Source organism: Flavobacterium sp. UM26 (genome assembly GCF_057922445.1).
Genome location: NZ_JBVHCY010000002.1, coordinates 1 through 19,125 on the forward strand (window position 1 = coordinate 1; position 19,125 = coordinate 19,125).

The 19,125-nt window shown below is 34.4% G+C and carries 11 protein-coding genes; 7 read left to right on the forward strand and 4 right to left on the reverse strand.

Features of this window, described 5'->3' with window-relative positions:
- A partial coding sequence (locus ACZ1AQ_RS02420; protein ID WP_489631359.1) for a hypothetical protein occupies window positions 1-268 on the forward strand: 268 nt, incomplete at its 5' end.
- Window positions 269-639: 371 nt separating this feature from the next.
- Here the strand turns inward: ACZ1AQ_RS02420 and ACZ1AQ_RS02425 are convergent.
- Window positions 640-1,314, reverse strand: coding sequence for a DUF4294 domain-containing protein (locus ACZ1AQ_RS02425; protein ID WP_489631360.1), 675 nt, complete (start codon window positions 1,312-1,314; stop codon window positions 640-642).
- An 81-nt stretch (window positions 1,315-1,395) separates the two neighbouring features.
- On the opposite strand from ACZ1AQ_RS02425, the gene ACZ1AQ_RS02430 reads away from it, so the two are divergent.
- Window positions 1,396-2,484, forward strand: a complete 1,089-nt coding sequence (locus ACZ1AQ_RS02430) for a M42 family metallopeptidase (protein ID WP_489631361.1) — start codon at window positions 1,396-1,398, stop codon at window positions 2,482-2,484.
- A 97-nt stretch (window positions 2,485-2,581) separates the two neighbouring features.
- Here ACZ1AQ_RS02430 and ACZ1AQ_RS02435 read toward each other — a convergent pair whose 3' ends face one another.
- Both ACZ1AQ_RS02435 and gyrA read right to left on the reverse strand, forming a co-directional pair.
- Entirely contained in the window at window positions 2,582-3,853 is a 1,272-nt protein-coding gene (locus ACZ1AQ_RS02435) for a tetratricopeptide repeat protein (protein ID WP_489631362.1), read from the reverse strand.
- A gap of 30 nt (window positions 3,854-3,883) precedes the next feature.
- Window positions 3,884-6,505 carry a DNA gyrase subunit A gene (gyrA, locus tag ACZ1AQ_RS02440; RefSeq protein WP_489631363.1) on the reverse strand — a complete coding sequence of 874 codons (2,622 nt, stop codon included), beginning with the start codon at window positions 6,503-6,505 and terminating at the stop codon, window positions 3,884-3,886.
- 260 nt (window positions 6,506-6,765) lie between these two features.
- Between gyrA and ACZ1AQ_RS02445 the strand changes: the two genes are divergently transcribed.
- From ACZ1AQ_RS02445 to ACZ1AQ_RS02465, 5 genes are all read left to right on the forward strand, one after another.
- Complete coding sequence (locus tag ACZ1AQ_RS02445; protein WP_489631364.1) at window positions 6,766-9,315, forward strand: ATP-dependent Clp protease ATP-binding subunit; 2,550 nt, start codon at window positions 6,766-6,768, stop codon at window positions 9,313-9,315.
- A gap of 129 nt (window positions 9,316-9,444) precedes the next feature.
- The gene (rimK, locus tag ACZ1AQ_RS02450) at window positions 9,445-10,824 is read left to right on the forward strand and encodes a 30S ribosomal protein S6--L-glutamate ligase (protein ID WP_489631365.1); all 1,380 of its coding nucleotides are present in this window, start codon (window positions 9,445-9,447) and stop codon (window positions 10,822-10,824) included.
- A 347-nt stretch (window positions 10,825-11,171) separates the two neighbouring features.
- The gene (gene pflB, locus ACZ1AQ_RS02455) at window positions 11,172-13,406 is read left to right on the forward strand and encodes a formate C-acetyltransferase (protein ID WP_489631366.1); all 2,235 of its coding nucleotides are present in this window, start codon (window positions 11,172-11,174) and stop codon (window positions 13,404-13,406) included.
- 92 nt (window positions 13,407-13,498) lie between these two features.
- On the forward strand, window positions 13,499-14,281 hold the full coding sequence (gene pflA, locus ACZ1AQ_RS02460; protein WP_489631367.1) for a pyruvate formate-lyase-activating protein: 783 nt from the start codon (window positions 13,499-13,501) through the stop codon (window positions 14,279-14,281).
- Between the two features lie 30 nt (window positions 14,282-14,311).
- Window positions 14,312-15,472, forward strand: a complete 1,161-nt coding sequence (locus ACZ1AQ_RS02465; protein ID WP_489631368.1) for an L-lactate MFS transporter — start codon at window positions 14,312-14,314, stop codon at window positions 15,470-15,472.
- A gap of 67 nt (window positions 15,473-15,539) precedes the next feature.
- On the opposite strand, the gene ACZ1AQ_RS02470 is transcribed toward ACZ1AQ_RS02465, so the two are convergent.
- On the reverse strand, window positions 15,540-19,004 hold the full coding sequence (locus ACZ1AQ_RS02470) for a starch-binding protein (RefSeq protein WP_489631369.1): 3,465 nt from the start codon (window positions 19,002-19,004) through the stop codon (window positions 15,540-15,542).
- Window positions 19,005-19,125: the final 121 nt, after the last annotated feature.

Consider the following 19,125-nt stretch of genomic DNA (forward strand, 5'->3'; position numbering starts at 1 on the left):
AAATTTTTATTTCCATTTAGCCCTCATCTTCTTATCAATCTCTCAAGGAACTTCGCGTCTTTTGCGGGGTGCAAAGGTAAACAGCGTTTTTATTTCTCACAAGCTTTTTTTGATATTTTTTTTCGAAAATTTCTCTTCTTTTATATCAATCGCTTGTCAGTATTTAAATGAACGTTGCCGTTGTTGCGGGTGCAAAAGTAACACCTTTTTCCGTTTTAACAAGCCTTTTTTAAAGCTTTTTTTGATTTATTTTTTAATGAAACAATAAAGTATTGATAATCATTATTTAACAAAAACCTTAGCTTTGTAAAAAATGTGATTCACAACAAGCACAATGAGTTTAAAGCACAAATAACACCATTAAGTACTATATTTTCAGGGTACAATAAGACTAATTATTCCTCATATAGTAGTTAGCATTATTACACCATTACTTTTTCTATACTATATATAATGTATTCATACACTATCCATACTTTGTATATATTAGGTAATAATCATTAAAAAAACGCTCTTTTAGCATTCACTACCCTAGCCCGGATGGGAGTGGCATCCTCTTGGGGCGGGGTTCGACCCAAGAGATACAACGGACAGCCGGAAAAAGCTCCTAAAAAAAGCAATTCACATAAAACACTGTTACTATTGAAGCTTACTAGCCTTTGCATGCCAAGACTCATTTAAGTCTTCATAATTAACAGGCGTTGCAGGTGGTTGGTTTTGAAGACGACCTGATTCAAAAGCACGAACTAAAATCGTTTCAATTAAAAAATCCTCATTAACATCGTAAGGATTATACTTTGTCTTTAAATTAATATCAAAAACTCTAGCTGTAGTATTAGCCCAAAAGGCCTTCCAGCCACTTTTCAAGTCGGAAACCAATTCATAAGTTGTTGTTCCTGTTTGTCTATGAATTAGTTTTACCAATATCTGACCTTGTTTTCTAGACAACTTTTTAAGTTTAGCTTCAAATTCATTTGTCAAATAGTCTTCAACAATTTTAAAATACTTCTTTTTTTCTTTATTTGTTTTCAAATACGACATTCCTTTTCTGAGTGCTACTAATCTTTCAGATGCTAGTTTAGCATAAGGATACGTTTTATATACTCTATTTTGAAGAATTAGAAATTGCTTTTTATCTTCTAAACTTAATTTTTCTTTACTAATAATTATCTCGGGTAACAGAATGGTATCACTGAGAATACTGTCATTTTCAATAATGGCAGGGTCATTTTTTTCGTTTCCCTTTTGAACAACCTGTGCATTAGTTGAGAGAAAACAAAAAAAGAAAAACAAACAAATGTAGATTCGGTTCATAGTAAAATTTTATAATTCAAAATTATAAATTTATACTCCAAGTCTAATGCCAAATTTATAAATTAGCAAAAAATAATTTATATGAGTTCAGCATCAATATTAAACGCCAATTCTTTGGCTTTTTTGGAAAAATATTTAAACAATGCCTCACCTACTGGATTTGAATCTGAGGGTCAAAAAATTTGGATGGAATACCTAAAGCCATATGTAGACACTTTTATCACAGACACCTATGGAACTGCCGTTGGGGTTATCAATCCAGAAGCTCCTTTCAAAGTTGTAATCGAGGGACATGCTGATGAAATTGCCTGGTATGTAAATTACATTACCGAAGACGGATTAGTATATGTAATTAGAAACGGAGGTTCGGATCATCAAATCGCTCCTTCGAAACGTGTAAATATTCATACCAAAAAAGGAATCGTAAAAGGAGTTTTTGGTTGGCCTGCCATTCACACGCGAAATAGAGATAAAGAAGAAAATCCAAAAACAAGTAATATCTTCATTGACTTAGGTTGTGAAACCAAAGAAGAGGTTGAAAAACTCGGTGTACACGTTGGCTGTGTCATTACTTACCCTGATGAATTCATGATTATGAATGAAAACAAATTTGTTTGTCGTGCAATTGACAACAGAATGGGAGGTTTTATGATTGCAGAGGTTGCTCGATTATTACACGAAAACAAAAAACAACTTCCCTTTGGTCTGTATATTACTAATGCTGTTCAAGAAGAAGTTGGGTTAAGAGGAGCGGAAATGATTACACAAACTATCAAACCTAATGTTGCTATAGTCACAGACGTTTGTCACGATTCAACAACACCAATGATCGACAAGAAGATTGAAGGTGAGACCAAAATAGGCAAAGGCCCAGTAATAACTTACGCACCAGCTGTACAAAACAACCTAAGAGAACTTATTTTAAATACGGCTTCAGAAAAAGGAATTCCTTTTCAGCGTTTAGCTTCCTCACGTGTAACTGGAACAGATACTGATGCTTTTGCATACAGTAATGGAGGTGTAGCATCAGCGTTAATTTCATTACCATTGCGATATATGCATACAACTGTAGAGATGGTTCATCGTAAAGATGTAGAGAATGTAATTCAATTAATTTACGAAACCTTGTTAAAAATCGAAAACAATGAAACCTTTTCTTATTTTAAGTAAAATTTTGCAAATTTAACTTTTGGATATTACGAAGCAAATCATAAAAAAACGCCATTCTTTAAAGAATGGCGTTTTTTTTTGCAAATCATAAATTTAATTATTGAATTTTTGCTTTTAATTCTTTGTATTCAGCAGTCATTTCTAATGCACTGTACACATTCAACAATGTTTTTGCAACGTCAACGTTTTTTGGGTCTAAATCAACCGCTTTTTTAAGAAAAGGGATTGTGCTTTTAAACAACTCCTCTCTTTTTTTCTTCAAAACATCGTAACGCTTCATATCATTAGTAGAAGTACCTAATTTATTCATTTCGTCAATGATAGGTTTCTCATTTTCTAGTTTTAAAGCTGCAATATTAATATAAGCATTAGTGTAAGCTGGATTAATTTCAATTACTCTATTGTAATATTTTTCGGCATCGACAGTGTTCTTTGCATTGGCACTTAAAACTCCTAAATTAAATACCAAATCTGCGTCATTTGGATTTTTAACCAAAATATCTGCTACTAATTTTTTATACGTATCAAAATCTTTAGCTTCTAAATACAAGTTTGCTTCTGTTAAAGCTAGTGAAGTATCTTCTGGATTAGCTTTTCTTGCATCAGCTACCGCTTGTTGTGCTTCTTTGGATTTACCTTGTTGCACTAAAATCAAAGCAATGTTTTTATAAATCTCACCTCTTTTAGAAGGAATCACTTCTGTTCTTGGTTTTTCATGTGTCCCTAATTTAATCATACGATCTCTTTCTGCAGCTGTCAAGTACATATCTTCTTGAGAAGTCAACTTATTTACTGCGAAATAATTAGTTCCTTTACCAGAATAGTTTAATTTTTTTAATTCGTCGTAATTTTTTAGAGCAGCGTCATAATTTTTTGCATTTACATAGGTTGACGCTGCATAATATAAATTGATAGTATCTTTTTTATCTAATTGATACGCATCATACAATTTTTTGGCAGCTATTTCATATTTATCTGACTTAGAATCCGCAATAGCCTCGTTAATCAATTTATATTTGATATCCATTACAGACTTAGTAGCTTGTGCCGTATATTTTGATTTACCAGATGCTTTCTCAACCTCAAGCAATTCCTGAAACGCACCAGCCGCTGAAGATAAATTAGCGTCTTTATCTATACTTTTGTTAGCCAAATCTAACATCACATTTCCTTTAACAAAATAGTACTGTGCTTTTTCAGCTTCAGTAGCATTTACTATAACCGATTCGGCATCTAACAAAATTGTTTTGGCTTCGTCGGATTTACCCGCTTTTAATGCTTTTTCAGCTGCTTTAATTTGATCTTTTTGTGCAAAAGTAGCTACTGATATCAACATAGTTGATGCGAGTAATACATATTTACTTTTCATGGTATTCTATTTTTATTTATTTATTACTTATTAATCTTCATCATTTATATCTTCCTCCTCATCGTTGTCGTCCTCAACTACATCATCGTCATCATCATCGTCATCTACGACTGTATCATCTTCAAGGACTTCAAGTACTGGTTTTACACGTTCAACAGCTGAATCTTCAGAATTACCATTTTCATCTGCTTCATCTTTCATTACTTTTGTAACCGCAGCTATCGAATCATTTCCTTTTAAGTTAATCAATTTAACTCCTTGAGTAGCACGACCCATAACACGTAAGTCTTCAATAGCCATTCTGATTGTTAATCCAGATTTATTAATAATCATTAAATCATCAGCATCGGTAACCGCATTAATAGAGATTAATTTACCGGTTTTTTCTGTAATATTTAATGTTTTAACTCCTTTTCCTCCACGATTTGTAATTCGATACACATCTTCGCCATCTTCAACCAACTTGGTTCGTTTTCCATATCCATTCTCGGTAACCACTAAAATTTGAGAGTCACTAATATCTTCTTTATCCACAGTAACCATTCCTATAACTTCGTCGGATTCGTCTTTTAAAGTAATTCCTCGAACACCGGAAGCGGTTCTTCCCATTGGACGCGTTTTTGTTTCTTCAAAACGAACTAACTTTCCAGATTTAACTGCTAATATAATTTGACTTTCTCCATTTGTTAATTGTGCACCCAACAATTCATCTCCTTCTTTAATTGTAATAGCAGCTACTCCATTCACACGTGGTTTTGAATATTTCTCTAAAGAAGTTTTCTTAACCTGACCTTGCTTGGTAACCATAATTAAATTATGGCTATTTATGTAGTCTTTATCTTTTAAATCTTGTGTACAAATATACGCCTTTACTTTGTCATCACTTTCAATATTAACTAAATTTTGAATTGCTCTTCCTTTTGCAGTCTTGTTTCCTTCAGGAATCTCATACACTCTCATCCAGAAACACTTACCTTTTTGAGTAAAGAACATCATATATTGGTGGTTGGTTGCTACAAACATATGTTCCAAGAAATCTTGATCCCTCGTGCCAGCACTTTTTTGCCCAACTCCTCCTCTATTTTGTGTTTTATACTCACTCAGATTAGTACGTTTAATATATCCTGCATGAGAAATAGTCACAACCACACTCTCATCAGCAATTAAATCTTCAATACTTACATCTCCACCTGAATATTCAATCAAAGAACGACGAGTATCTCCGTATTTATCTCTAATTTCGATTAGTTCTTCTTTTATCAAAGCAATACGCAAATTTACATCTGATAATAAAGCACGCAAGTGATCTATTAACTTCATAATTTCTTCGTACTCCGCTCTCAATTTATCTTGTTCAAGACCTGTTAATTGTCTTAATCGCATTTCAACAATTGCACGAGCCTGAATATCTGACAAATTAAATCTTTCAATTAATTTATCTCTCGCCTCTTCAGTATTTTTAGAAGCTTTAATTAATGCAATTACTTCGTCTATGTTATCTGAAGCAATAATAAGACCCTCTAAAATATGAGCGCGTTCTTCTGCTTTTCTTAACTCAAATTGTGTTCTTCTGATTACAACGTCATGACGATGCTGAACAAAATAGTGAATCAAATCTTTTAGATTCAACAGTTGTGGGCGACCATCTACTAAAGCAATATTATTTACGCTAAACGAAGATTGTAATTGAGTAAATTTATACAAGGTATTCAACACTACATTTGGAGTAGCGTCACGTTTTAAGATGTAAACTATACGCATACCGTTTCTGTCTGACTCGTCACGGATATTCGCTATACCTTCAATTTTCTTTTCATTTACTAAATCAGCTGTACGCTTAATCATATCAGCTTTATTTACCTGATATGGAATTTCGGTTACTACAATAGACTCTCTTCCGTCAACTTCTTCAAAACCTACTTTAGCACGCATCACGATACGACCTCTACCCGTTTTAAAGGCTTCTCTCACTCCTTCATAACCGTATATAATACCTCCTGTTGGAAAATCAGGAGCTTTAATATGTGTGATTAATTCGTCAATCTCGATATCATTATTGTCAATATAAGCTAGGGTTCCATTGACTACTTCGGTTAAGTTATGGGGTGGCATGTTGGTAGCCATACCTACTGCAATTCCTGTCGCACCATTAATTAATAAGGTAGGAACACGTGTCGGCATTACTTTTGGCTCATACAAAGTATCGTCAAAATTCAATTGAAAATCCACGGTTTCTTTTTCGATATCAGCCATAATCTCTTCAGAGATTTTACGCATTCTCGCTTCTGTGTAACGCATGGCTGCAGGGCTATCTCCATCTACAGAACCAAAGTTACCTTGTCCGTCAACTAATAAATAACGCATACTCCATTCTTGAGCCATACGAACCATGGCATCATAAACAGAAGTATCTCCGTGTGGGTGATACTTTCCTAAAACTTCACCGACAATTCTCGCGGATTTTTTATGGGCTTTATTTGAAAAAACTCCTAAATCATACATTCCGTATAGCACTCTACGATGTACGGGTTTTAAACCATCTCTAACATCAGGAAGTGCTCTTGATACGATTACAGACATCGAATAATCGATGTAAGCTGATTTCATTTCATCTTCTATGTTAATAGGAATTAACTTTTCTCCTTCAGACATAAGTTGTTATATTAAATAATTATATTAATTTCAAAACGTGCCAATATACGGCTTTCTGAACTTTTTTTTGGCATTTTAACAGTCTAATTTTTCTAATTTATTAACAATAAAAAAAGCTGTAATAGTTAATAAATTCCGATAATTTTAACTTTGATTCTTCTATTTTTTTTGTCACTTAGCTGACAACTGATATTAGTAGGAATGATTTTTGTTTATAAATACTAAATGAGTAAATTTACATATATAAAAATAGATACCACATGGATGACAATTTTTCCCCTAGAGTAAAAGATGTTATTACGTACAGTAAAGAAGAAGCCTTACGATTAGGACATGACTTTATTGGTACAGAACATTTAATGTTAGGCATTTTGCGTGATGGAAACGGAAAGGCTATCCATATTTTAAACAATTTGGATGTAGATTTAGACCATCTACGAAGAAAAGTTGAGATTCTTAGTCCTGCTAGTCCCACTAGTCTTGATGTAAACCTTGAAAAAAAGAACTTACACCTAACCCGTCAAGCTGAAAGAGCCTTAAAAACTACTTTCCTAGAAGCTAAGGTATTCCAAAGTTCTTCTATCAGTACAGCACACTTATTATTGTGCATTTTGAGAAACGAAAATGACCCTACAACCAAGCTATTGAATAAACTAAAAATAGATTATGATTTAGCCAAAGAACAATATTTGAATATGACTCCAAACGAACAAGAATACATGGACAACTTGCCAAAAAACGAATCATACAATGACGATTCAGGACAAGATGACAGTCTTAAAGAAGGAACCTTCAATAATCCTGTGAATAAATCCAACAAAAAATCCAAAACACCAGTTTTAGATAATTTTGGGAGAGATTTAACAGAAATGGCCGAAGAAGGTAAATTAGACCCCGTCGTAGGTCGCGAGAAAGAAATTGAGCGTGTTTCTCAAATTCTAAGTCGACGCAAAAAGAACAACCCGCTTTTAATTGGTGAACCTGGAGTTGGAAAATCTGCTATTGCAGAAGGATTAGCTTTAAGAATTATTCAAAAGAAAGTTTCTAGAATTTTATTCAATAAGCGAGTAGTTACTCTTGATTTAGCTAGCCTTGTAGCTGGAACAAAATACAGAGGACAGTTTGAAGAACGTATGAAAGCCGTTATGAATGAGTTGGAAAAAAACGATGATATCATCTTGTTTATAGACGAAATTCATACCATAGTTGGTGCTGGTGGAGCAACAGGTTCATTAGACGCATCGAATATGTTCAAACCTGCCTTAGCAAGAGGTGAAATTCAATGTATAGGTGCAACCACATTAGATGAATATCGCCAATACATAGAAAAAGATGGCGCTTTAGAAAGACGCTTTCAAAAAGTAATCGTAGAGCCAACTTCGGTTGAAGAAACTATTACTATTTTGAATAATATCAAAGACAAATATGAATCCCATCACAATGTAACTTATTCTCCTGAAGCCATTGAAGCTTGTGTAAAACTAACTGACAGATATATGTCGGAACGCTTTTTACCAGACAAAGCTATTGATGCTCTAGACGAAGCTGGTTCAAGAGTTCATATCACTAATATAGATGTTCCAAAGCAAATTTTAGATTTGGAGCGTCAATTAGAAGACGTACGTGAATTGAAGAATTTGGTAGTTAAAAAACAAAAATATGAAGAAGCTGCTAAATTACGTGATGATGAAAAACGAATAGAAAAAGATTTAGCTATTGCACAAGAGCAATGGGAAGAAGACTCAAAAAATAACCGAATCAACGTTACAGAAGACAATGTTGCTGATGTAGTTTCTATGATGACTGGCATTCCTGTTAACCGAATTGCACAAACTGAAAGCAATAAATTAGCTAAATTACCAGAGCTTATTCAAAATAAAGTAATTGGACAAAATGAAGCGGTTTTAAAAATAGCCCGTTCTATTCAAAGAAACAGAGCAGGTTTAAAAGACCCAAACAAACCCATTGGTTCCTTTATTTTCTTAGGTCAAACTGGTGTCGGAAAAACACAATTAGCTAAAGTACTTGCGAAAGAATTGTTTGATTCTGAAGAAGCCTTGATAAGAATCGACATGAGTGAATATATGGAAAAATTCGCCATTTCAAGATTAGTGGGAGCACCTCCAGGATATGTTGGTTACGAAGAAGGTGGACAATTGACCGAAAAAGTACGAAGAAAACCATATTGTGTAGTTCTTTTGGATGAAATAGAAAAAGCACATCCAGACGTGTTCAATATGATGTTGCAAGTATTAGACGATGGCTTCTTGACAGACAGTTTGGGTCGCAAAATCGATTTTAAAAACACGATTATCATTATGACTTCAAATGTTGGTGCTAGACAGCTAAAAGATTTTGGTCAAGGTGTTGGATTTGGTACTGCAGCAAAAATTGCGCAAGCCGAGGATAATTCAAAAAGCATTATCGAAAATGCATTGAAAAAAACCTTTGCACCTGAATTTTTAAACAGAATCGATGATGTTATTGTTTTCAATTCATTAGAAAAAGAAGACATCAACTTGATTATCGAAATTGAATTAAAAAAGCTATACGCTCGAATCAAAGATTTAGGATACATCTTGAATCTTTCTGATAAAGCAAAAGCGTTTATTGCAGACAAAGGTTTTGACAAACAATTTGGTGCCAGACCATTAAAAAGAGCTATCCAAAAATATGTAGAAGATGCTCTAGCCGAAGAAATTATCACTTCAAAAATTAATGCTGGTGACGAAATATTTATGGACATTGAAGAAGGTGCTTCTGAGTTAACAGTTAATGTAAACAAAACAGAAGAACCTACAAATCAATAGATTAAAAAAGATTATTTGTTTTAGCCCGTTATGTTTTTTTTACTACATAACGGGCTAATTCTTTATATTAATTTAACTTTTTTAAAAAACAAAAAGTTACTTTTGATGTTTTATTAAATAACTTGCTGTATGCTACAAAACAAAGTCATCTTAGGAAGCGAAGAATGGTGCTCTTTCCCTGACCTAAATATTCCTACTATCAAAGCTAGAGTCGATTCAGGAGCTAAAACTTCGGCTTTGCACGCAATAAATATTGCTCCATTTATCAAAAATGATAGCAATTGGGTAAAATTTGATATTAATCCGATCCAAAATAACAACAAAACTGTTATTCATTGTGAGGCACCATTAATTGATAAGCGAATTGTAAAAAGTTCGAGTGGGTATAGAGAACAACGCTATGTTATTCAGACTTTACTTAAAATTGGAGACGACACTTGGAATATAGAAATGACATTGACCAATAGAGACTCAATGGGATTTCGAATGCTTCTAGGTCGTGAAGCGATGAGTGGACGTGTTTTGGTAGACCCTGAGCAAAAATACTTATTAGGACAACCTACGGTAGACAATCTAAAAGAATTATACAAGAATGCCGAAAAAGCAAGTTCTGGTTTACGTATTGGCGTTTTGGCCAGCAATCCTGAATTATACAGCAACAAACGAATCATGGAAGCTGGTGAAATGCGAGGACATGAAATGCATTTTTTGAACATCAAAGAATGCTATATGAAATTGGATGCTAAAACTCCTGAAATTCATTATAGAGGAGGAAAAATCCTGAACCAATTTGATGCAATTATTCCGAGAATCCGACCAAGTATCACTTTTTATGGTTGTGCTTTGACCCGTCAATTTGAGGCCTTAAAAGTATTTTGCCTGAATTCATCTACAGCGATAACACAATCTAGAGACAAACTCTTTTCTTTACAATTATTACTTAACAATGGCGTCGACATTCCAACCACAGGATTTGCAAATTCTCCATTAGACACTAATGATTTAATAAAAATGGTGGGTGGTCCTCCTTTAATTGTAAAGCTCCTCGAAGGTACACAAGGTAAAGGAGTAGTTCTGGCAGAAACTAAAAAAGCTGCTGAAAGTGTGATTAATGCATTCAAAAGTTTAAATGCAAATATTTTAGTGCAAGAATTCATCAAAGAAGCAAATGGAAAAGATATCCGTTGTTTTGTAATTGATGGCAAAGTCGTAGCTGCCATTCAACGTGAAGCAATGCCAGGCGAATTTAGAGCCAACATTCATCTTGGTGGCACAGCCTCTGTAATAAAAGTTACAAGTGAAGAAAAAAAGATTGCTATCAAAGCAGCTAAAGCTATGGACTTAAAAGTGGCTGGCGTAGACATTATTCGATCCTCTAAAGGACCTTTACTACTCGAAGTAAATTCGTCTCCTGGATTAGAAGGAATTGAAGGAGCAACAAACAAAGATATTGCTGGAGAAATGATAAAAGCTATCGAGAAAAACTTTAAAAATAAAGCTGTTTTGTAGAAAACTAAAAAGTTAAAATTTAATTAGAAATTTCCTTCAAAATAAATCCTAATGACTTATTTTTTTAGTTTTTCATAGCTAAATTTTAATCAAAAAAATATATTTTTTAAAAAAATAACAAAATGACAATCGAACATTATCTTAAATATGTTTTATAAAAATACATAAAGCAAAAAAAACAACATGAATTTCTACCAATTCTGAGGTCTTTTTAATGAAAACAAAAACATTTGACACTTTTAATTTCGCCTTGTTTTTCAAGGCTTTTTTTTCGTAAATTTGAATGTATTCATTTAGCTAAGTAAATGATTACAAGTATTTTAAGAACATTGAAAAAAATTAATGAAATGGAAATTGTAACAAATACAGCAACGTTTAAAAAGGGAAATTGGACTACAACGATTGATGTTTATGATTTTGTAGTAAAAAACATAACTCCGTATGAAGGAACTTCAGATTTTTTGGTTGGACCTTCAAACAAAACCACAAAATTGTGGGAGGCATGTAAAGAACAATTATTAAAAGAAAGACAAAATAATGGTTGTTTAGCCATCGATACTGAGACTATCTCAAATATTACTGCTTTCGGTCCTGGATATATTGACAAAGAAAATGAGGTGATTGTTGGTCTTCAAACAGATGTTTTGCTCAAAAGAGCGATGAAACCTTTTGGCGGAATCAAACTAGTAGAATCCGCAGTTAAAGAAAAAGGGTTACAAGTGTCAGAAAGAGTATCAGACATTTTCAATTATGCAAAAGACCATAATCAAGCCGTTTTTGATGCTTACGATACCGAGATCAAAACATATCGTTCTAAACACGTTTTAACAGGATTACCTGATAATTATGCCAGAGGAAGAATCATTGGTGACTTTAGACGTTTACCTTTATATGGAGCTGATGCATTAATTGAAGCAAAAAAAGCTGATTTTGCGAATATTACTGGAGAGATGAGCGAACATAAAGTACGCTTACGTGAAGAAATCACCAGCCAAATCAAAGCATTACAAGATATGAAAACTATGGCACTATCTTATGGTGTCGATGTTTCTAAACCAGCTACTACTGCATATGAAGCCGTTCAATTCACTTATTTAGCTTATTTAAGTGCTGTAAAAGAACAAGATGGTGCTGCAATGTCACTAGGTAACGTTTCATCTTTCTTGGACATTTATATTGAACAAGATTTAAAAAGTGGTTTAATTACTGAAGAAGAAGCTCAAGAATTCATTGATCAATTCGTTATGAAACTTCGAGTTGTTCGCCATTTACGTCCAGGTGCTTATGACGAAATATTTGGTGGAGATCCAACATGGGTAACTGAAGCTATTGGAGGTCAATTCCACGATGGTAGAACAAAAGTTACTAAAACTTCCTTCCGTTTCTTACAAACCCTTTATAATTTAGGTGCTTCACCAGAACCAAACTTAACTATTCTTTGGTCACAAAACCTTCCAAAAGGTTTCAAAGATTTCTGTGCTCAAGTATCTATCGATACTTCATCTTTACAGTATGAAAACGATGATTTGATGAAAGCTAACAGAGGTTCTGATGACTACGGAATTGCTTGTTGTGTTTCTTATCAAAAAATTGGTAAATCAATTCAACATTTTGGAGCGCGTGCCAACCTACCTAAAGCATTATTATTATCATTAAATGCAGGAAGAGAAGAACATCATGGAGCTCTAGTTGTCAATAACATTCCTGAAATAAAAGATGAAGTATTAGATTACGACACAGTAATGGCTTCTTTCAAAAAAACATTAGCTGAAGTAGCTCGTGTATATGCTAAATCGATGTTCATCATTCATTATATGCATGATAAATACTATTATGAAAGAGCCCAAATGGCATTAATTGATAGTGATCCTGCCATTGATATTGCTTACGGTGCTGCTGGTATTTCAATCATTGCGGACTCTTTATCTGCAATAAAATATGCCAAAGTAAAACCTATCAGAAATGAACAAGGATTAACCGTAGATTTCAATATTGAAGGTGACTTCCCTAAATTTGGTAATGATGACAATCGTGTAGATGATATCGCTATAGAAATCACAAGCTTATTCATTGAGGAATTAAGAAAACACAAAACCTATAAAAATGCTACTCCAACCCTTTCTTTACTAACAATCACATCTAACGTGATGTATGGTACAAATACTGGAGCAACTCCTGATGGAAGAAAAGGTGGTGAATCATTTGCTCCTGGAGCTAACCCAATGCACGGAAGAGATGTAAATGGAGCTATCGCTTCTTTAAACTCTGTAAGTAAACTGAAATACAATGATGCTCAAGATGGTATTTCATATACCTTTTCAATGATTCCTAAGTCATTAGGATCTACAAAAGAGGATCAAATTTTGAACTTAAAAACTACTCTTGATGCTTATTTTGGAAGAGATGCACATCATTTGAATGTCAATGTTTTAAATAGAGAAACATTAATTGATGCTTACGAGCACCCAGAAAACTATCCACAATTAACAATTCGTGTATCTGGATATGCAGTAAACTTCGTTCGTTTGTCTAAAGCACATCAATTGGAAGTAATTAGCAGAACTTTCCACGATAGAATGTAATTAAGCATTAAATTCAATATGAATGATTAACTTTAAAACCTGTTTAGAACCTATACTCTAAACAGGTTTTTTTAATAAATTTCTTTTTGCCTATGTATTTTCCTGAACAGTCCCAACATGATGAAGCCTTAAATAATGCCGATATTGATTTGCTACGCATACACTCGTTGGAAACTTTTGGCACACATGATGGCCCTGGAATTCGAATGGTGATTTTTGTTCAAGGTTGCCAATTTAGATGTTTGTATTGTCAAAATCCAGACACATTAGATGTTCATGGTGGCACTTTTGTTCCAATAGACGAATTGGTTCAAAAAGCAATCAACCAAAAACTATTTTTTGCAGAAAATGGAGGCGTAACCGTTTCTGGAGGAGAACCTTTACTTCAAAGAGCTAAATTGATTCCTTTTTTTGAAAAACTTCATAGCAATGGAATTTCAACTTGTTTAGATACTAATGGTCGTGTATTAGACGAACAAACAAAAGAATTACTAGACAAGACCGATATTCTACTACTAGATGTCAAACATATCAACAATGATTGGCATAAAAAACTAACGGGATTAAAAAATAAAACCACACTAAAAGTTGCTAAATACCGAGAACAAACGGGGAAACCCATGTGGTTGCGCTATGTCTTGGTACCTGGTTGGACTGATCAAGAAGAATATTTACATGAATGGGGACACTACTTCTCAGACTATAAAACAGTGGAAAGAGTAGAAATCATCCCGTTCCATCAAATGGGAAAACACAAATGGGATTTATTACAATTCGAATACGCTTTCGCTGATGTACCTTCTCCTTCAGAAGAAATTATTCAAAAAACCACTGCTATTTTCCAACAATACTTCAAAAATGTTGTGGTAAAATAGCAATAAAATTTTCAAAAACAATTATATACAATGTCAAATAATAAATACTTAATGGTAGTTGCAGGAATGATTATGCAACTGTCAATAGGCTCAATCTATGCCTACAGTAAATGGATAGAACCTTTATCCAAAGAATTGAATTGGGATGCTCACGATACCAAAACCTCTTTTAGTTTAGCCATTTGTTTCCTTGGACTTACCGCAGCATTTATGGGTAAATTTGCTCAGAAAATTGGCCCATCCAAAGCAGGTAGCATTGGAGCAATCTTTATGATAATCGGTTTGATTGGAAGCAGTTTCGCTGTAAAATGGGCTTCTATTGAACTATTCTACTTAACTTTTGGTGTGCTACAAGGTATAGGCTTAGGATTTGGGTATGTGGTGCCGGTGTATACTGTAGTAAAATGGTTCCCAGATCGACCCGGACTAGCATCTGGAATAATAATTATGTCATTTGCATTAGGATCTTTGTTGGCTTCTTTTATCATAACCCCATTGTATACCTCCGTTGGTTTATCGAATGCTTTTTTAATTTTAGGCATTGTATATGGAATCTGTATGTTATTAAGCGCTTTTTATTTAGCAAACCCCTCAATAGAAAACAATTCAAAAGAACATTCTACAATATTGACAGCAAGAGAAATCATTCAAGACAAGCGTTTTATTGCACTATGGTTACTACTCTTTTTAAATGTTTGTGGTGGCATTGCTATAATTTCAAAAGCAGCAATATTAGGAGAAGAAGTTATTGGAATGACAACTACTCAAGCTACTTTATTTGTTGCTATCATAGGACTATTCAATGGCTTAGGCCGTCTGTTTTGGTCTAGTATTTCAGACAGAATTGGTTGTTGGTCCACCTTCATGATCTTTTTGACTGTCAATATGATTTGTTTTGCACTTATTCCTTTTGTGGCCGCCAATAGCACCTCCTTTCAAATTGTCACTTATATCATAATAGCTGGTTATGGTGCTGGTTTTTCAACGATGCCATCATTTGTAAAATCAATCTACGGAGCCGATAATTATGGGCAGGTTTTTGGTTATATTTTAACCGCATGGTCTGCTGCAGCTTTTGCTGGCCCAATACTTTTGGGGTTAACCCATGAAATCACAATCTTCTATTTATTCTCGCTTCTAATTGGAATAGGACTATTGGTTGGATTTTGGCTAAGAAAATTACTTTCATAAGACAAACAAAAAAAAGAGCTCATCGTTATACTAACTTTGAGCTCTTTGCATAAAAAAATAAGGCAAACTATTTTTTTACAACTTTATGAAATACCTCTTCACCATTATCAAGCTGTAATTTCACAAAATACATTCCGGCACTTAAACTTGTCATATCTATAGTACTGTCTTTTAAAGTTCCCTCTAATACTACAGACCCTTGAGTAGAAATCACGCTATATCTTAAAACACTTGATGCAGAAGACAGTTGTAATGTTTGTTGCACTGGATTTGGATAAACTATAATTTCATTAGTAGTACTTGTATTTTTTACTGTTGGTGTTTTTTGGGTTGAACCCCAAACATAACTAAACCCATCCGTCTTGTTTAACAAATCTGGTGTTTGATTTGCTGTTCCACTAGAGCCATTATTAAAAATAATATTTACTGATGTAGGTCCAACAATTGTATATTTATAGAAACCATTAGCATCCAAAGTCATATTAAGTCCTGGCCAAGTTGTATTTGTAACACTTCCAGCAGGTACAGCATTCCAATAATGAATTTTTGGTGTTGTTGTCCAATTTGTTGGAGGTTTAAAATAAACGGTCAACGTTGTTTGAACAGGACAACGATTCGCTGGCTCTCCAGCCAACCAAGCACCATCATAATATCTAATTCCTGCGGTTGCAGTTAAATCAGCTGTTTTTAGCGTTCCATCATTGAACAATAAATTAGAAGCACTAACTGTTGATGGGAAAGTATAACTATACCAATCTCCACAATCTTTGGTCATAGCAACTCCTGGCCAAGCAACTGTTGGTGCTGTTCCTGTTGTACCCCAATAGTATACTTTTACAGCGGCATTCCAACTTGCTGGCTTTTTGAAATAAACTGTAAACGTTGTTGGCGTAACAAAAGTATAGGTTTCCGTTTTGACAGCGGAACTAACTCCAGTTGTATTAACCGCAATTGCCTTTAAAGTCGTATTGGCTGTAATCGCAAGTGTTTTTGTTCCAATAGCCGATGCAGAAGCTGTAGTTGGGGTAGTTCCATCTAACGTATAATATACAGTAGAAGTTGTTTCATTAGCCTTAACTTCTACATTCACAGTAGAACCTGTTGTAAAAGTTCCTCCAACAGGCGAAATAGTTACGTCTGGGGCAATACTTGGACAACGATTCGCTGGTTCTCCTGCTAACCAAGCACCATCATAATATCTGATTCCTGCTGTTGCCGTTAAATCAGCAGTTTTTAATGTTCCATCATTGAATAATAAATTAGAAGCACTAACTGTTGATGGGAATGTATAGCTGTACCAATCCCCACAATCTTTGGTCATAGCAATACCTGGCCAAGTCACTGTAGGTGCTGTACCCGTTGGAGACCAATAATATACTTTTACAGCAGCATTCCAGTTAGCTGGTTTTTTAAAATATACTGTAAATGTAGTTGGTGTAACAAAAGTATAAGTCTCTGTTTTGACAGTGGAACTAACTCCAGTTGTATTAACCGCGATTGCTTTTAAAGTCGTATTGGCTGTAATCGCAAGTGATTTTGTCCCAATTGCCGATGCAGAAGCTGTAGTTGGCGTAGTTCCATCTAACGTATAATACACAGTAGATGTGGTTTCATTAGCCTTAACTTCTACATTCACAGTAGAACCTGTTGTAAAAGTTCCTCCAACAGGCGAAATAGTTACATCTGGGGCAATACTTGGACAACGATTCGCTGGTTCTCCTGCTAACCAAGCACCGTCATAATATCTGATTCCTGCTGTTGCCGTTAAATCAGCTGTTTTTAATGTTCCATCATTGAATAATAAATTAGAAGCACTAACTGTTGATGGGAATGTATAGCTGTACCAATCTCCACAATCTTTGGTCATAGCAATACCTGGCCAAATCACTGCTGGTGCTGTTCCTGTTGGAGACCAATAATATACTTTTACAGCAGCATTCCAATTTGCTGGTTTTTTGAAATATACTGTAAATGTTGGTAACGTACCAAAAGTATAAGTCTCTGTTCTAATTGCAGAGTTAACTCCCGCAGTATTTCTAACAAAAGCGTTAAGCGTTTTAGTAGCATTTATTGAAAGTGTAATCGAACCAACAGCTGATGGCGATGCGGTTGTTGGTGTTGTACCATCTAGTGTGTAGTATATTGTAGAGGTCGGATTGTTAGCTGTTAAAGTAGTAGTAACTGTTGTTCCTGTTGTAAAAAATCCTCCAACTTGACTTACCGTAAGGCTTGGTACATCAACAGCTCCCAATTTATCCCAAATAGCAAAATTATTACCAGAAATCTTTAATGTCCAACCTGTCCCTGAAGGAGACCAATTATCAGAACCTAATTTCATTGCTACTTTATCGTCAATAATAGCAGCATAAAGATTGTTAGTTGCAGCAACAATATTCAAAGTAGAAGTACTACTTAATAAATTGTCTTTTCTCAACTTAATCATTTTGTCGATTTCTGTTCTGATACCCCAATCGAAATAATGTGGCCACCAAACCATAGGCGTTCCAGGGTGTGTTAAAATATAGGCATAACCATTCAACACTTTAGATCCTGGAAAAATCCATAAATCCTGACCATAAGGTACTGGTCCTGTGTCGTGATTATCCAACATAGTAACCGCTTTATCTGGCCAAACCCCAATTAAACCAGAAGCCTTACCAGCCCCATCTTTTAAATAACTTAAATTATTATCATTGAAGGCGTCTTGTAAAGCTTTTTTAGTCGCAAAATCAAATGCAGTAGAAGAAGCTGTATTGGTACCTCCTTTTGTGTAATCCAACCATTTCACAATTCTATTTCGGTCACCTTCTAACAATTCCCCAACAGAAAAATAAGGTGAGGTTGCATCGTTGTATTCTTTAATGTATTTTCCATCATAGCCGTGAACAAAGTCATATCGCCAGCCATCAAAACCAATTTGATTTTTCAACCAAAGCATCCAAGTTTTGATTCCGTTTCTCACTTCCACATTGGAATGATCCAAATCTCTTGCTGCTGAAAATAAACCTGTTGTTCCAGGAGATTTTAAACCCGCTTGAACAGGATCATAATCTGGATTTCCAGTTCCTTTTTGACCAGAGGCACTAATATTAGAATTATTGCAAATAGACCAAGTTTCGGCTGGGGTATTCCAAGAAGGAGTAGAAAAATCATACCATCCTAAAGTTCCTCCTCGGTGATTAACCACGATATCAGCAAGAACTTTTATATTCTTATTGTGTAGTTCAGTAATCAAAGCAACTAATTGGGCTTGTGTCCCTTGAGCATTATTCAAATCATACCAAACGGTTGGAATATAGCCCATCCCGCCTGTTGATTTACTTGGAGGAGGAAGCCAAATAGCATCAAAACCTGCACTTTGCAAATTGCCTGCGTTGTTTTTTACTACGTCATACCATTTCGTGGTCGACGCATCGGTTGTCCAATGAAATCCTTGTATCATTACCTCTCTTCCATTTGCGACGTTCTGCGCAAAAAGACTGGTAATAAAACAAGAAAACAGTACTAAAAGTAAAGTAATTTTTGTTTTCATTTTGTAGGTTAATTTTTGGTTAATAAGTGTGTATTTTTTATGAAATTACTAATTTTTAACATAGTTTTTTACACAACTCCCTTTTTTTAAGCAATATTTTTATATTATACTCAACTTAAAC